The following is a 13,477-nucleotide window of genomic DNA, read 5'->3' as shown; positions in this document are numbered from 1 at the left end:
CGATAAATTGAATACCCGCTTTAATAACAACAACAAACAGGAGAGACCCCCCATGTTTGGCATGTCCCACGAGTCGTACCTGCTACTAGACGCAGTCGTCACTATCATCGGGTTGATCGTTCTGATCACCAAGTTCAAGGTCCACCCGTTCATCGCACTGATCATCGCGGCCGGTTTCCTCGGCCTGACCTCGGGCATGCCCGTGGACAAGATCATCAAGGCCTTCCAGGACGGTTTCGGCGGGGTGCTCGGCTTTGTCGGCATCATCCTCGCGCTGGGCACCATGCTCGGCAAGATGATGGCCGAGTCCGGCGGCGCCGATCAGATCGCCCAGACCCTGATCCGCGCCTTTGGCAAAGAGAAGGTCCAGTGGGCCATGATGTTCGCCGCGTTCCTGGTGGGCATCCCGCTGTTCTTCGAGATCGGTTTTGTACTGCTGATCCCGCTGGTGTTCATCGTGGCGCGCCGCACCGGCGTGTCGCTGATCAAGATCGGCATCCCGCTGCTCGCCGGCCTGTCGGCAGTGCACGGCCTGGTGCCGCCGCACCCTGGCCCGTTACTGGCCATTGGCGTGTTTGGCGCGGACATCGGCAAGACCATCCTGTACGGCCTGATCGTCGCACTGCCGACCGCCATTATCGCCGGCCCGATCTTCGGTACGTTTATCGCCAAGTACATTCCGGGCAACCCGTCTCAGGAACTGGTCGACCAACTGGCCCGCGAGACCGATAACAAGTCGCTGCCGAGCTTCAGCGTCACCCTGATCACCGTGCTGCTGCCGGTGTTCCTGATGCTGCTCAAAACCTTCGCCGACATCGCGTTTGCCGAAGGCAATGTGGTACGCAACTGGATGGACATGATCGGTCACCCGATCAGTGCGCTGCTGTTGGCGTTGCTGCTGTCGCTCTACACCTTTGGCACGCGCCAGGGCATCCACTCCAAGCAAATCCTCAAGCTGCTCGACGCCAGCCTCGCGCCGACCGCCGCAATCATCCTGATCATCGGTGCCGGTGGTGGCTTCAAGCAGATGCTGGTGACCAGCGGCGTGGGTGACGTGATCGGCCATATGGCGGTGAACGCGCAGATCAACCCGATCCTGCTGGCGTGGCTGGTGGCGGCGGTGATTCGTATCGCCACGGGTTCGGCGACGGTCGCCACCATCACGGGCGCGGGCATTGTGGTGCCGGTGGTGGGGATGATCCCAGGGGTCAACCGCGAGCTGCTGGTGTTAGCGACGGGGGCGGGTTCGTTGATCCTGTCGCACGTCAACGATGCAGGGTTCTGGCTGGTGAAGCAGTACTTCAACATGACCGTGGCCGAGACCTTCAAGACCTGGACGGCGATGGAGACCATCCTGTCGGTCGTGGCGCTGATCTTCATCATGTTGCTGTCGTTGGTGGTGTAAGCCACACCACCAGACAAATGTTGGAATGCAATCAAATGTGGGAGGGGGCAAGCCCCCTCCCACATTTTGATCGCGTCAAGCTACAGGTTTTTGCACCGCCCCATCTGCCCTGAACATCCCGCGAATCCCCCGCACCGCCTGGCGAATCCGGTCCTGGTTTTCGATCAGCGCAAAGCGCACATGGTCATCGCCATATTCGCCAAAACCAATCCCCGGCGACACACACACCTTCGCTTCCAGCAGCAGTTTCTTGGCAAATTCCAGCGAGCCCATGGCCGCGTACTGCTCGGGAATCTTCGCCCAGACGTACATCGACGCCTTGGGATTCTCCACCATCCAGCCCAATTCATGCAGGCCTTTGACCAGCACATTGCGGCGCTGGCGGTACTGCTCGGCGATGTCTTTCACGCATTGCTGATCGCCTTCCAGCGCAGCGATCGCCGCCACTTGCAGCGGGGTGAAGGTGCCGTAATCGTGGTAACTCTTGATCCGTGCCAAGGCGTTGACCAGTTCCGGGTTGCCGACCATGAAACCGATGCGCCAGCCGGCCATGTTGTAGCTCTTGGACAGGGTGAAAAACTCCACCGCGATGTCTTTGGCGCCGGGCACCTGCATGATCGACGGGGCTTTCCAGCCGTCGTAGACGATATCGGCGTAGGCCAAATCGTGGATCACCAGCACGTCGTACTGCTTGGCCAGCGCAATCACGCGCTCGAAGAAATCCAGTTCCACACACTGCGCGGTGGGGTTGGATGGGAAACCCAGAATCATCATCTTCGGCTTAGGGATCGAACCGCGAATCGCCCGTTCCAGCTCAGCGAAGAAGTCCACGCCCGGCACCAGCGGCACCGAACGCACTTGGGCGCCGGCAATCACCGCACCGTAGATGTGAATCGGGTAGCTCGGGTTGGGGACCAGCACGGTATCGCCTTGGTCCAGGGTGGCCAGCATCAAGTGCGCCAGGCCTTCCTTGGAACCGATGGTCACGATGGCTTCCGACTCGGGGTCGATGTCCACTTCATAACGGTCTTTGTACCAGCGCGAAATCGCCCGGCGCAGACGCGGAATGCCTTTGGACGTGGAGTAACCGTGAGTGTCTTCACGCTGGGCGACTTGTACGAGTTTCTCGACAATATGCGGCGGCGTGGCGCCGTCGGGGTTGCCCATGCTCAAGTCGATGATGTCTTCGCCGCGCCGACGCGCAGCCATCTTCAGCTCGGCAGTGATATTGAAAACATAAGGGGGGAGTCGATCTATGCGCGCAAAGCGGCGCGGCGAACCTTGGTCGGCCATTGTTGCCTCGAAGTACGTAAGCGCCCGGAACCGTCCGAGCGACGTCGGCCACTGCGGTGGCCTGCGGGGCAGACAATACGACCCGTGATGGCCAGTTGTCCAGATGTGTAGGAAAATTTTCTGCGTGGAGCGAAGCCTGGATATGCCCCTATACTCGATGCGGGTTTGTTCCCTTATAAGAAGGAGACTGTTCGTATGGATCAGCAGACAAAACAACCGTTAGAGCCACGCATGGAAGCAGGCAAGGCGCTGGTAATCGCCGGGGTGAAGGGGCGTTATTCCAAGGCGACGGTGGGCGATATTCCCAGGTTGTGGGAACTGTTCGACACCTGCATCAAAGACATCAAAAAGCGTATCGGCGGGGTGACCTACGGCGTTTGCCATAACCCCCAGCACGGCGAATTCGACTACATGGCCGGTGTGGAAGTCCCCGGCAAAAGCGACGTGCCGAGCAACTTCGAAGTGATCGAAATTCCACCGCTCAACTACGCCGTGTTCGCGCATTACGGCCCGGTGCAGGCGTTGGAACAGACCTACGAGCGCATCATGTTCGAGTGGTTGCCGCACTCGGGCTACAAGGTAATGGGGGCGGATTTCGAGCGCTACAGCGCGGATTTTGATGCGAGGAAAGGCACGGGAACAGTGGAGATCTGGCTGCCGGTTGGAGAGAGGGGCTGACTGCTCTCATGGAGGCGCTGGCTTGCTGGCGCCCGCAGAGGCGCGTCAGCCGCCAAAGCTGCGTTGGTACACCTCAGCCAAACACCCAACTCAAACGCCGCTCATAGCCAACTCGCGCTTTGTAAGCCTCCCCGCAATCTACCCACCCGAGCCCCAGATACAAGCCCATCGCCGCCACATTCTCCCTGTCCACCGACAACTCCAGCCCCTTGATCTGCGGCCACGCCTCAAGCGCTACCGCCGGCAGCGCCTGTAAACACGCTTTACCAAACCCCATGCCCTGCTGCCGCCGATCCACCTGCAGTGCATGCAGCGTGGCGCTGTGTTCATCCGCCCAATGGGGCAGGCAGGGCGGGCGTTTGAGCAAAAGGAAGGCGACCGGGATGTCATCGGCCAGCAGGGCAAAGCCTTTGACGCCAGGGCTGGGCTTGGCCAGCAGCGAATTGAGCGCGCAATACATGTCGCCGCAAAACGGCAGTTGCTCAGGGTGGACTTCGATGGCGCTGACTTGCTGTTGTTGCACGGCATTCAGCGCCTCATAGGCGACAAGACAGGTTTGCATCGGAACGTCCGAACGGCTGCAAATAAGGGCGCAGTCTATCGGGTTTACCGAAGGCGAAATTATTTTTCAGTGGGCTGTCGATTTGCTCCGAGCACGTTCGACTAAGGGTGTCTTCGATGATTTTTGCACCCCAAGGAGTATCGCCATGAGCACTGCAATCAATACCCTGATCGAACAATGGAAACAGGCCGTCATCGGTGGGGATATCGATAAAATTGTCAGCTTTTACGCCGACGATATCGTCTCGTTCGACGCCGTCACCGCCCTGCAATTCAAAGGCAAGGCGGCCTACCGCGCACACTGGGAGGAATGCATGAAGCATTGTCCTGGCCCCGGTATTTTCGAGTTCCACGAACTGCGCATTGTTGAGGCCCAGGACAGCGCCTTCGCCCACTGGCTGGCGCACTGCGGCGGTGCAGACAAGGCGTGCTGGATGCGCGTCACCGCAGGTTACCAGCGCTTCAGTGGTGAATGGAAAGTGGTGCATGAGCACTGGTCGGCCCCCTTCGACATGCAAAGCGGCGCTGCGCTGTTCGACCTGAAACCTTGAGCGTCGCGAACTATAGTCAGTAGTTGCTAAAACGGAGAACGCCATGAAATACCTGTGCCTGATCTACAGCAACGAACAGGTGCTGCACACCTCGCCTGACAGCCCGGCCGACCCGGAGTGCTTTGCCTACGCCCAGTCGGTGCAGGCCAGTGGCCGCATGCTCGCCGCCGAGCCGCTGGAATCGGTGAGCACCGCCACCACGGTGCGCATGCGCAACGGCAAGCTGTCGATCACCGACGGGCCGTTTGCCGAAACCAAGGAGCAGCTCGCCGGGTTTTACCTGATCGAAGCCCGTGACTTGAACGACGCGATCCAGGTGGCCGGTGGCATTCCGGCCGCCAGGGTCGGTAGTGTCGAAGTACGCCCCGTGCGTGAATTGAATCTCTGACAACAACAAAACCACTACTCAGGAGGTTTATCCCATGTCCCAGCAACCTGCCGAATTTGAACTGTCCATCAGCCGCTTGATCGATGCCCCGCGCAGCCGGGTGTTCCGCGCCTGGACCGAGCCCGCCTTGCTGCAACAATGGTGGGGCCCCCACGGCATGACCACCCCCGAGTGCGAAATGAACCTGTGGGTCGGCGGACTGTTTCGCACCCTGATGCGCGCACCGGATGGCTTTGAGTACCCGACCCAAGGCGTGTTCCTGGAGATCGACGCGCCCAATCGCCTGGTGTTCACCGATGCCTTCCTGCCGGGCTGGATCCCGTCGGGCAAGCCGTTCATGAGCGCCGAAGTGATCTTTGAAGAACAGGCCGGCAAAACCCTCTACACCGCCCGCGCCATGCATTGGAATGCCGAAGACAAACACGCCCACGAAGCCATGGGTTTCCATGATGGCTGGGGCCAGAGCCTGGACCGCTTAGTGCAACTGGTGACCGAAGAGATGCGTGATTGACGCCGCAGATCGAGGCGATCTACCGCAGCGAATCGCGGCGTGTGCTCGCCACCCTGATCCGCCTGCTCGGCGATTTCGACCTCGCCGAAGAAGCCTTGCACGAGGCGTTCTTCGTCGCGGTCGAGCGCTGGCCGCACGACGGCGTGCCGAGCCATCCACGGGCCTGGCTGGTGTCGACCGGGCGCTTCAAGGCCATCGACCGCCTGCGCCGCCAGGCACGGTTTACCCCGTTATTGCAGGCGCAGGCCGACGCATTGGAGGCCGCTGATTGGAGCGATGAGGATGTGGAAGACGACCGCCTGCGCCTGATCTTCACCTGCTGTCACCCGGCGCTGGCGGCCGATGCCCAGGCAGCGCTGACCTTGCGTGAGATCTGCGACCTCACCACGGAGGAAATCGCCCGGGCTTTCCTGGCCACGCCCGCCACCATTGCCCAGCGCATCGTGCGGGCCAAGGGCAAGATCCGTGAGGCCGGAATTCCCTATCAAGTGCCATCACTGGCCGAATTGCCAGAGCGCCTCGACAGCGTGCTGCGGGTGATCTACCTGGTATTCAACGAGGGCTATTCGGCGTCCATCGGCGCAGACCTCACCCGCGAGGACTTAACCCGCGAAGCCATTCGCCTGGCCCGCTTGCTCATGGAGTTGCTGCCCGAGCCGGAAGTGATGGGCCTGCTGGCGCTGATGCTGCTGCACCAATCGCGGCGGGCGGCGCGCACCTCGGCCAGCGGCGAACTGGTGTTGCTGGAGAAACAGGATCGTTCGCTGTGGGATAAGTCCTTGATCGCTGAAGGCTGCACGCTGGTGGAACAGGCGCTTATCACACAACGCTTTGGGCCGTATTGCCTGCAAGCCGCGATTGCCGCAGTGCATGCCGAAGCGCCGAGCGCCGGGGCGACCGATTGGCCGCAGATTGTCGGGCTCTACGACGTATTGCTCAGGGCGTGGCCGTCGCCGGTGATTGAGCTCAACCGTGCCGTTGCCGTAGCCATGCGCGATGGCCCGCTGGCGGGATTACAGGAGGTGGAGGCGATTCTGGCGCGGGGCGAGTTGCTGGATTACCACCTCGCGCATTCGGCGCGGGGCGAGTTTTGTCGGCGCTTGGGGCGGGGCGAAGACGCGCGCGTCGCCTACGAAAAAGCCCTGTCCCTGACCCAGCAGATCCCCGAAAAACGCTTCCTCGAAAGCCGCCTGACTGAACTCGAATCTTCCTCCCGGCATTAATCTCCAGTGTCGCCAGGGCGGGTTCGTCACTCCAGCATCTTGCCCAACAACCAACTCCCCGCCGGCCCCGGTGGGTGGTGGCGTGACCACAGTGCATCCACGGCCACCGAGCGCGGCCAACCACGCGCTTTGAGCTCCACCAACTGGCCTGCGTCAAACCGCTCTACCAGCCAGCGCGGCAGGGGCGCCCAGCCGAAACCCAGCTGCGCCATCTCCATCAGCATCAGGTAACTGGGGGCTGACCACACGCGGCCGCTGGCGCGGGTTTCATTTGGGTTGATGATGCTGGCCAGGCGCAGCTCGCGGTGTTGCTGCAAGGTATCGGCGGGAATGCTGTCCAGTCGGGCCAACGGGTGGCTGGGTGCCACATACAGCGCGATTTCGGTGCGCTCTTCCACCGGTGCGCCGGTGAGGTCGGGCGGATAGGTGTCTTGTTGTTCGATAAACGCAATGTGCGCCCGGCCGCTCTGTACCAGGGCGATCAAGTCTTCGCATTCGGCAATCAGGCATTCAAGTTCAAGGTCCGGGTAGCGCTCGTCGAACGACCGCAGGGCGATTTCGAAGCGGTCCGACTGGTAGGTATCGGACATGGCGATGGTCAGTTTCGGCTCCAAGCCTTGAGCCAACTGGCTCGCCGCCAGCTCCAGGCGGCTGCTGGCCTCCAGCACCTGCTCGGCCCGTTGCAGCAACACGTGGCCGGCCTGGGTCAGCGTCGGCTTGCGGCTGCTGCGATCAAACAGCACCACATCCAAGTCAATCTCCAGGCTGGCGACTGCCGCACTGACTGTGGATTGGCTTTTGCCCAGCTTGCGCGCCGCCGCCGAAAACGAGCCTTGGGTGGCCGCCTGGACAAACGCCTGCAGCACTTCATTGGAGGCCATGACTATCGCCTTGATCGATGGTTGTTGGTTATGAAGTATCGAGTCAAAGGGTAATGATGGCAACCATCCTCACTCACGGAGACGGCTCATGAGCCCTACCAAATCCCTCACCGAACGCGTTTGCCAGGCCATTGGTTTCGAGGCCCTGGCGTTGTTGATCTGCACCCCGTTGCTGGCGTGGATCATGGACAAACCCGCCCTGGAAATGGGCATGGTCACCCTGGCGATCAGCCTGATGGCGTTGACCTGGAACGTGATCTTCAACGGCCTGTTCGACCGCCTCAAGGCACGCCTGCAACTGGCCAACAACGCCTGGACCCGCGTGCTGCACGCGCTGATGTTTGAAGGAGGCCTGATCCTGGTGTGCGTCCCGCTGATTGCGGCGTGGCTGAATATCAGCCTGATGCAGGCGTTTATCCTCGACATAGGTGTGCTGCTGTTTTTCCTGCCGTACACCTATGTGTATCACTGGGGCTATGACGTGCTGCGCGACAAGCTCCTACAGAAACATGCCGCCCGACGCCTCGATGCGTTGCCCGGTGATCCACTGGCTGCCGTCTGCCAGCAGGCTGGCAATCGCGCCACCGATATCGTCCGGTAAGCCGGCGCGGCCCAGGGCGGTGTTGTTCGCGACCATCGCGTTGAGGTTGGCGTTGTCACGCACGGCGCCGCCGCCGAAGTCGGTTTCAATCGCACCCGGGGCCAGGATGTTGACGCTGATCCCGCGCCCACCCAGCTCTTTGGCCTGGTAGCGGGTCAGCACTTCCATCGCGCCTTTCATCGCCGCGTAGGCGGCATAGCCAGGCAGGCTGAAACGCGCCAGGCCACTGGAGACATTGAGGATGCGGCCGCCGTCACGGATCAACGGCAACAGCTTCTGCGTCAGGAAAAACGGGCCCTTGAATTGGATCGCCACCAGTTGGTCGAACTGGGCTTCGGTGGTCTCGGCAAAACTGGCGTGAATGCCAATCCCGGCGTTGTTGATCAGAAAGTCGAAGTGTTCCTGTGCGAAAACATCCTTGAGCACGCCGGCAACGTCGCCGACAAAACCTTCAAACGTCGCGCTTTGGCTTACGTCCAGTTGCAGCATGGCGGCGCGGCCACCCAATTGTTCGATGTCGGCCACCAATGCCTGCGCCTCGTCGGCCTTGCTGTGATAAGTGCCAATGATGTCCACGCCTTGCGCCGCCAGGTGCAAAGCGGCGTTTCTACCCAAGCCACGGCTGGCGCCGGTGATCAATGCGATTTTACGGGTCATGGTGCAGTCCTCTTCAGATGTGAGCGTGGGATTGAGTGTATTTGTCCGTCGCTAACGTGATAAACAGGGCTGAGCCGGAATCACTGGCCGGATAAGGCGAACAATCCCATGAACAAACTTGAGCTGCTGCGCACCTTCGTGCGGGTCACCGAACTGTCGAGTTTCACCCAGGCGGGCGAGCGCCTGGGGCTGCCGCGCTCCACCGTGTCCGAGCATGTGCAGGCGTTGGAGGAACTGCTCGGCGCGCGCCTGTTGCAGCGCACCACACGCAAGGTACAGGCGACCCAGGACGGGCGTGTGTTGTACGAGCGCAGCAAGGATCTGCTCGCGCATATGGAGGAGCTGGAAGGACTGTTTCGTCAGGACGAAGCGCAACTGAGCGGGCGCGTCCGCGTCGATATGCCCAACGTGATGGCACGTGACCTGATACTGCCGCGCCTGCCGCAGTTCATGGACGCACACCCGTTGATCGAGCTGCAAATCAGCACCACCGACCGTCAGGTGGACCTGCTCGCTGAAGGCTTCGATTGCGTATTGCGCGTGGGCGCGCAGCCCGACCAGACGGTGGTGGCGCGGTTGCTGTGCAGCATGCCGATGATCAACTGCGTGAGCGCCACCTACCTGCAACGTTTTGGTGTGCCGCAGACATTAGCCGACCTGGCCGACCACCATCTAGTGCACTACGTGCGGCCGTTGGGTTCGCGCTCTGCGGGGTTCGAATACCAGCAGGGCAACAAGGTGCAGCGCATTCCCATGGCTGGGCGGATCACGGTCAACAGCACCGATGGCTACAAGTCAGCGTGCCTGGGTGGCTTCGGGATTATCCAGGTACCGGCCCTGGGCATGGGCGATGAGTTGGCCAGCGGTGAGTTGGTGGCGATACTGCCGGACTACCCGGCACCGTCGCTGGATGTGTCGCTGCTTTACGCGGGGCAACGGCATTTACCGTTGCGGGTGCGCGTGTTTATGGATTGGCTGGCGGATACGTTGCAGTCACAGCTTTAACGCCTTGCCGACAACTGCTGCGGTGCCAGGAACGCATCGTGAAAGTAATCCCGGAACGCCTGCATCGCCGGGGTAAATGCCCGCTCGCGGTGCCATGCCAGGCCGACACTCATGGGCGTGACCGGGTCGGTGACCGTCAGGGTTTCGATGCGCTTGCCTTCCAGTGACCAAGGGCGGTGCACCAGGTCCGACAGAATCGCCACGCCGCTGCCATTGGCGACCATGCTGCGCACCGCTTCCACCGAGCTGGTGCGCAGCCGCACCTTGGGCGCTTGCCCTGCCTGCTCCCAGTAGCGCATGGCGCTGTGTTCGGCTTCATCGACGGTCAGCAGAATGTAGGGTTCCTGGGCCACATCGGCCAGGCTCACGGCGCCGCGTTCGCACAACGGATGATGGCTGGGCAGCCACAGGCGACGTTCCGAGTTGAACAGAATCTCGGAAACGATCGCGGGGTGAGTCAGGTTGGCGGTGAGCACCACGGCCATGCCGAACTGGCCGTCGAGCAGGCCTTGCTCGATGGCCTGGCGCTCCTGCTCGAACACCTCGATGGTCACGTCCGGGTGCCAGTGCTCCATGCGCTGCAAGTGATGGGGCAGGAAGTAACCGAGCACCGTGTAACTGGCCGCCACCCGCAGCACACCGCTGGCGCGGTAGTCGGGCAATGGGCTGTTCAGCGCATCGTCCACACTGCGCGCAATCACATAGGCGCGGTTGAGAAAGTGCCGCCCGGCGTCGGTCAGGTTCATGCCCTGGGCCGAGCGCACAAACAGCTGCACGCCGAGCATCGCTTCCAGCTCCTTGATCGCCGTAGTCACCGCTGACTGGGAGATATTCAGGTGGAGCGCCGCCTGGGAAATCTGGCCGATCTCGGCGGTGGCGACGAAGTAGCGGATTTGGCGCAAGGTGAGTGACATCTGCCTCTCCAATACCTAGGGTTATCTGATTTTCAGAAGATAGGGCATCTGATAATAGATCTTCCCAAGGGGTCAAGCGCTAGCCTACTTTTCAGCATGACCTTTTGCGGAGCGACCCCGATGCAGGCAGTAGATTTCAATTCGGACATGGGCGAAGGCTTCGGGCCCTGGACCATCGGTGATGGCGTCGACGCCGAGCTGATGGCCTACATCAGCTCGGCCAATATCGCCACCGGCTTCCACGCCGGCGACCCTGGCACCATGCGCCGCACCGTCGAGCGCGCCAAGCAATTGGGCGTGGCTATCGGTGCCCATCCGGGCTTTCGTGACCTGGTGGGTTTTGGCCGTCGGCATATCAATGCACCGGCCCAGGAACTGGTGGACGACATGCTCTACCAACTCGGCGCCCTGCGGGAAATCGCCCGCGCCCAAGGTGTGAAGCTGCAACATATCAAGCCCCATGGCGCGCTTTACATGCACCTGGCCCGCGACGAAGAAGCCGCCCGATTGCTGGTGCAAAACCTGCAACTCATCGAGCCAACGCTGTTGCTTTACTGCATGCCCAACTCGGTGATCTGGCGGGTGGCCAAGGAACTGGGGCAACCGGTGGTGCGCGAATTTTATGCTGATCGTGAGTACGACCTGACGGGCTCCATCGTGTTTACGCGCAATGTGCGTGCACTGGATCCTGCGACGGTGGCGGCACGTGTCCTGCGTGCGTGTCAGACCGGACTGGTACGAACCGTGGAAGGCGAAGACCTGTTTATCGAGTTCGATTCCATCTGCCTGCACAGCGACACGCCCGGTGCGCTGGAGTTGGTGGAAGCTACCCGTGAAGCGCTGGATCGAGCGGGCATTGAAGTCAAAACCCCCTAATAAGATCGACCCATCAATTTTTGCCTGCCTTTCTACAATGATTCCAAGAGGAACAGACATGGCTGAAACGTCCCCCATCCGCTACAGCTTCGGCGGTGATGAGCACCTGTTTGCCGAGGTCAGCGACAGCATGTCGTTGGAGGCCTTTTTCAAGGGCATGGCCGTGACTCGTGCGGTGGAGCGCCTGGCGCTGGAAGGCGTGCTGGATGTGTGCCTGGCCAACGCCTCGTTCCAGATTCGCTTCGACCCCGACCGCATTGCGCCCCACGCCTTGCTGGATGCCGTGCAAAGCGCCGAAGCCCAGGCCGTGGCCGAACGCACCTTGCACACGCGCATCGTCGAGATCCCGGTGTTGTACAACGACCCCTGGACCCACGAAACCCTGATGCGTTTTCGCGACCGCCATCAAGACCCCAGCGGCACCGATCTGGAGTACGCCGCGCGCATCAATGGCCTGGCGGATGTGGACGCGTTTATCGCTGCCCACAGCGGCGCGCCGTGGTTTGTGTCGATGGTCGGGTTTGTCGCGGGCCTGCCATTCATGTTCCAGATGGTCGAACGTGAACGGCAGTTGCAGGTGCCCAAATACCTGCGCCCGCGCACCGACACGCCGAAACTCACCCTCGGCCACGGCGGCTGCTTTGGCTGTATCTACTCGGTGCGCGGCGCGGGCGGTTACCAGATGTTCGGTGTGACCCCGGCGCCGATCTACGACCCGGCGCAGCAGTTGGCCTACCTCAAGGAACACATGGTGTTCTTTCGCCCCGGCGACATCGTGCAGTTCAAGCCTATAGAACGTGATGCCTACGACCAGGCCGTCGCCGAGGTGGACGCAGGACGTTTCGACCTGCGCATCCGCCCGGTGGAATTTTCCCTCGACGCCTTTCTCGCCGACCCGGTTGGCTATCCGAAAACCCTGCAGGAGGCGCTGGCATGATCAAGGTCCTCAAACCCGGCCTCGCCACCTCCGTGCAGGACCTTGGCCGTGAAGGCTATTACCACTTGGGCATCCCGCCGTCGGGCGCACTGGACCAGTACGCGCTCAGCGCGGCCAACCATCTGGTGGGCAATCCGGTTGGTGCGGCGGGCCTGGAGTGCACGTTGATCGGGCCTGAATTGGCGTTCCAGCAGGACGCGTTGGTAGCGCTCAGCGGCGCCCTCATGTCGCCGCGCCTGGACGGTGAAGTGGTGCATCAGGACACCGCGTTCCAGGTGCGTGCCGGGCAAGTGCTGCGTTTCGAATTCCCCAAGGCCGGCGCGCGGACATACCTGGCGGTGGCCGGCGGCATTGATGTACCAGTGGTGCTTGGCAGTCGCTCCACTTACACCCTCGGCGCGCTCGGTGGGTTTCACGGTCGGCGCTTGCAGGAGGGCGATGAGCTGCCTATCGGCAAGGCGTGTGGGCAGGGAAGGGCAGGCAACAGTCTGCCCATGGCCTTGCGCCGCTCGGTGGGCGGCGATATCACCCTGCGCGTCGTGCCTGGCCTGTATTACGAGCGTCTGAGCGCAGCCGCCAAAAGCAGCTTTTTTGCCGAGCCCTGGACCGTGGGCTCCGAGGCGGACCGCATCGGCTATCGCTTCAAGGGTGGCAGCGCGTTGAGTTTTGAACCAAGGGAACAGCCGTTTGGCGCGGGCTCGGATCCCTCGAATATCGTCGACAGTTGCTACCCCATCGGCTCGATCCAGGTGCCGGCGGGGTTGGAGCCGATTGTGCTGCATCGGGACGCCGTGTCGGGAGGTGGCTACGCGATGATCGGCACGGTGATCAGTGCGGATCTGGATTTGATCGGGCAGATGCAACCGAACCAGCGGGCGGGATTTGTGGCGGTGACGTTGGAGGAGGCCCTGGAGGCGCGGCGTATCTACAAGAAGCGGCTGAAGGCGATGGCTGGTTTGTTCGCAGGCTGAAAATGTGGGAGGGGCTTGCCCCTCC

The 13,477-nt window shown here is 61.6% G+C and carries 16 protein-coding genes; 11 read left to right on the top strand and 5 right to left on the bottom strand.

The window, feature by feature from the left end:
• The first annotated feature begins 52 nt into the window (after nucleotides 1-52).
• Nucleotides 53-1,405 (top strand): GntP family permease, encoded by a 1,353-nt coding sequence (locus DNK50_RS25185; RefSeq protein ID WP_099585421.1) that lies wholly within the window; start codon nucleotides 53-55, stop codon nucleotides 1,403-1,405.
• Between the two features lie 75 nt (nucleotides 1,406-1,480).
• Here the strand turns inward: DNK50_RS25185 and alaC are convergent, their stop codons facing one another.
• A complete protein-coding gene (alaC, locus tag DNK50_RS25180) occupies nucleotides 1,481-2,698 on the bottom strand; it encodes an alanine transaminase (protein ID WP_099585420.1) in 1,218 nt (405 codons plus the stop codon).
• A 195-nt stretch (nucleotides 2,699-2,893) separates the two neighbouring features.
• On the opposite strand from alaC, the gene DNK50_RS25175 reads away from it, so the two are divergent.
• Entirely contained in the window at nucleotides 2,894-3,376 is a 483-nt protein-coding gene (locus DNK50_RS25175) for a GyrI-like domain-containing protein (protein WP_112196557.1), read from the top strand.
• A 73-nt stretch (nucleotides 3,377-3,449) separates the two neighbouring features.
• Here DNK50_RS25175 and DNK50_RS25170 read toward each other — a convergent pair whose 3' ends face one another.
• Nucleotides 3,450-3,938 carry an N-acetyltransferase gene (locus DNK50_RS25170; RefSeq protein WP_099585418.1) on the bottom strand — a complete coding sequence of 163 codons (489 nt, stop codon included), beginning with the start codon at nucleotides 3,936-3,938 and terminating at the stop codon, nucleotides 3,450-3,452.
• Between the two features lie 145 nt (nucleotides 3,939-4,083).
• Here DNK50_RS25170 and DNK50_RS25165 point away from each other — a divergent pair, with 145 nt between their 5' ends.
• The 4 genes from DNK50_RS25165 to DNK50_RS25150 are packed head-to-tail and all read left to right on the top strand — an operon-like array spanning nucleotide 4,084 to nucleotide 6,610.
• Complete coding sequence (locus tag DNK50_RS25165) at nucleotides 4,084-4,488, top strand: nuclear transport factor 2 family protein (protein ID WP_112196556.1); 405 nt, start codon at nucleotides 4,084-4,086, stop codon at nucleotides 4,486-4,488.
• Nucleotides 4,489-4,531: 43 nt separating this feature from the next.
• Nucleotides 4,532-4,876, top strand: coding sequence for a YciI family protein (locus tag DNK50_RS25160; RefSeq protein WP_112196555.1), 345 nt, complete (start codon nucleotides 4,532-4,534; stop codon nucleotides 4,874-4,876).
• Nucleotides 4,877-4,910: 34 nt separating this feature from the next.
• Nucleotides 4,911-5,387: an SRPBCC family protein gene (locus tag DNK50_RS25155; RefSeq protein WP_112196554.1), complete on the top strand. Its 477-nt coding sequence runs from the start codon at nucleotides 4,911-4,913 to the stop codon at nucleotides 5,385-5,387.
• The gene (locus DNK50_RS25150) at nucleotides 5,384-6,610 is read left to right on the top strand and encodes an RNA polymerase sigma factor (RefSeq protein ID WP_112196553.1); all 1,227 of its coding nucleotides are present in this window, start codon (nucleotides 5,384-5,386) and stop codon (nucleotides 6,608-6,610) included. Before DNK50_RS25155 ends, DNK50_RS25150 begins: the two co-directional genes overlap by 4 nt.
• A gap of 26 nt (nucleotides 6,611-6,636) precedes the next feature.
• Here the strand turns inward: DNK50_RS25150 and DNK50_RS25145 are convergent, their stop codons facing one another.
• Complete coding sequence (locus DNK50_RS25145) at nucleotides 6,637-7,491, bottom strand: LysR family transcriptional regulator (RefSeq protein WP_112196552.1); 855 nt, start codon at nucleotides 7,489-7,491, stop codon at nucleotides 6,637-6,639.
• An 88-nt stretch (nucleotides 7,492-7,579) separates the two neighbouring features.
• Here DNK50_RS25145 and DNK50_RS25140 point away from each other — a divergent pair, with 88 nt between their 5' ends.
• Entirely contained in the window at nucleotides 7,580-8,092 is a 513-nt protein-coding gene (locus DNK50_RS25140; protein WP_112196551.1) for a multidrug/biocide efflux PACE transporter, read from the top strand.
• On the opposite strand, the gene DNK50_RS25135 is transcribed toward DNK50_RS25140, so the two are convergent.
• Nucleotides 7,991-8,749, bottom strand: coding sequence for an SDR family NAD(P)-dependent oxidoreductase (locus tag DNK50_RS25135; RefSeq protein ID WP_112196550.1), 759 nt, complete (start codon nucleotides 8,747-8,749; stop codon nucleotides 7,991-7,993). The two genes, DNK50_RS25140 and DNK50_RS25135, sit on opposite strands and share 102 nt — an antisense overlap.
• Before the next feature lie 108 nt (nucleotides 8,750-8,857).
• On the opposite strand from DNK50_RS25135, the gene DNK50_RS25130 reads away from it, so the two are divergent.
• On the top strand, nucleotides 8,858-9,754 hold the full coding sequence (locus tag DNK50_RS25130; RefSeq protein ID WP_112196549.1) for a LysR family transcriptional regulator: 897 nt from the start codon (nucleotides 8,858-8,860) through the stop codon (nucleotides 9,752-9,754).
• Here DNK50_RS25130 and DNK50_RS25125 read toward each other — a convergent pair.
• Nucleotides 9,751-10,668 (bottom strand): LysR family transcriptional regulator, encoded by a 918-nt coding sequence (locus DNK50_RS25125; RefSeq protein WP_112196548.1) that lies wholly within the window; start codon nucleotides 10,666-10,668, stop codon nucleotides 9,751-9,753. The two genes, DNK50_RS25130 and DNK50_RS25125, sit on opposite strands and share 4 nt — an antisense overlap.
• Nucleotides 10,669-10,788: 120 nt before the next feature.
• On the opposite strand from DNK50_RS25125, the gene DNK50_RS25120 reads away from it, so the two are divergent.
• The 3 genes from DNK50_RS25120 to DNK50_RS25110 are packed head-to-tail and all read left to right on the top strand — an operon-like array spanning nucleotide 10,789 to nucleotide 13,452.
• Nucleotides 10,789-11,544, top strand: coding sequence for a 5-oxoprolinase subunit PxpA (locus DNK50_RS25120; RefSeq protein WP_099585408.1), 756 nt, complete (start codon nucleotides 10,789-10,791; stop codon nucleotides 11,542-11,544).
• Nucleotides 11,545-11,602: 58 nt separating this feature from the next.
• On the top strand, nucleotides 11,603-12,481 hold the full coding sequence (locus tag DNK50_RS25115) for an allophanate hydrolase subunit 1 (protein WP_112196547.1): 879 nt from the start codon (nucleotides 11,603-11,605) through the stop codon (nucleotides 12,479-12,481).
• On the top strand, nucleotides 12,478-13,452 hold the full coding sequence (locus tag DNK50_RS25110) for a biotin-dependent carboxyltransferase family protein (RefSeq protein WP_112196546.1): 975 nt from the start codon (nucleotides 12,478-12,480) through the stop codon (nucleotides 13,450-13,452). The genes DNK50_RS25115 and DNK50_RS25110 overlap by 4 nt, the downstream gene beginning before the upstream one ends.
• Nucleotides 13,453-13,477 lie beyond the last annotated feature (25 nt).

The sequence above is a fragment of the Pseudomonas sp. LG1E9 genome (assembly GCF_003290225.1).
GTDB lineage: Bacteria > Pseudomonadota > Gammaproteobacteria > Pseudomonadales > Pseudomonadaceae > Aquipseudomonas > Aquipseudomonas cyclaminis.
The sequence above is the reverse complement of the archived record's forward strand: the minus strand, read 5'-3'. Positions and strand labels throughout refer to the sequence as shown.

What these genes read in the sequence shown, in the direction of transcription:
- DNK50_RS25185 (WP_099585421.1), top strand. Translation starts at nt 53, where the DNA reads ATGTTTGGCATGTCCCACGAGTCGTACCTGCTACTAGACGCAGTCGTC.
- DNK50_RS25165 (WP_112196556.1), top strand. Translation starts at nt 4,084, where the DNA reads ATGAGCACTGCAATCAATACCCTGATCGAACAATGGAAACAGGCCGTC.
- DNK50_RS25120 (WP_099585408.1), top strand. Translation starts at nt 10,789, where the DNA reads ATGCAGGCAGTAGATTTCAATTCGGACATGGGCGAAGGCTTCGGGCCC.
- alaC (WP_099585420.1), bottom strand. Translation starts at nt 2,698, where the DNA reads ATGGCCGACCAAGGTTCGCCGCGCCGCTTTGCGCGCATAGATCGACTC.
- DNK50_RS25170 (WP_099585418.1), bottom strand. Translation starts at nt 3,938, where the DNA reads ATGCAAACCTGTCTTGTCGCCTATGAGGCGCTGAATGCCGTGCAACAA.
- DNK50_RS25110 (WP_112196546.1), top strand. Translation starts at nt 12,478, where the DNA reads ATGATCAAGGTCCTCAAACCCGGCCTCGCCACCTCCGTGCAGGACCTT.
- DNK50_RS25135 (WP_112196550.1), bottom strand. Translation starts at nt 8,749, where the DNA reads ATGACCCGTAAAATCGCATTGATCACCGGCGCCAGCCGTGGCTTGGGT.
- DNK50_RS25140 (WP_112196551.1), top strand. Translation starts at nt 7,580, where the DNA reads ATGAGCCCTACCAAATCCCTCACCGAACGCGTTTGCCAGGCCATTGGT.
- DNK50_RS25115 (WP_112196547.1), top strand. Translation starts at nt 11,603, where the DNA reads ATGGCTGAAACGTCCCCCATCCGCTACAGCTTCGGCGGTGATGAGCAC.
- DNK50_RS25160 (WP_112196555.1), top strand. Translation starts at nt 4,532, where the DNA reads ATGAAATACCTGTGCCTGATCTACAGCAACGAACAGGTGCTGCACACC.
- DNK50_RS25175 (WP_112196557.1), top strand. Translation starts at nt 2,894, where the DNA reads ATGGATCAGCAGACAAAACAACCGTTAGAGCCACGCATGGAAGCAGGC.
- DNK50_RS25155 (WP_112196554.1), top strand. Translation starts at nt 4,911, where the DNA reads ATGTCCCAGCAACCTGCCGAATTTGAACTGTCCATCAGCCGCTTGATC.
- DNK50_RS25145 (WP_112196552.1), bottom strand. Translation starts at nt 7,491, where the DNA reads ATGGCCTCCAATGAAGTGCTGCAGGCGTTTGTCCAGGCGGCCACCCAA.
- DNK50_RS25130 (WP_112196549.1), top strand. Translation starts at nt 8,858, where the DNA reads ATGAACAAACTTGAGCTGCTGCGCACCTTCGTGCGGGTCACCGAACTG.
- DNK50_RS25125 (WP_112196548.1), bottom strand. Translation starts at nt 10,668, where the DNA reads ATGTCACTCACCTTGCGCCAAATCCGCTACTTCGTCGCCACCGCCGAG.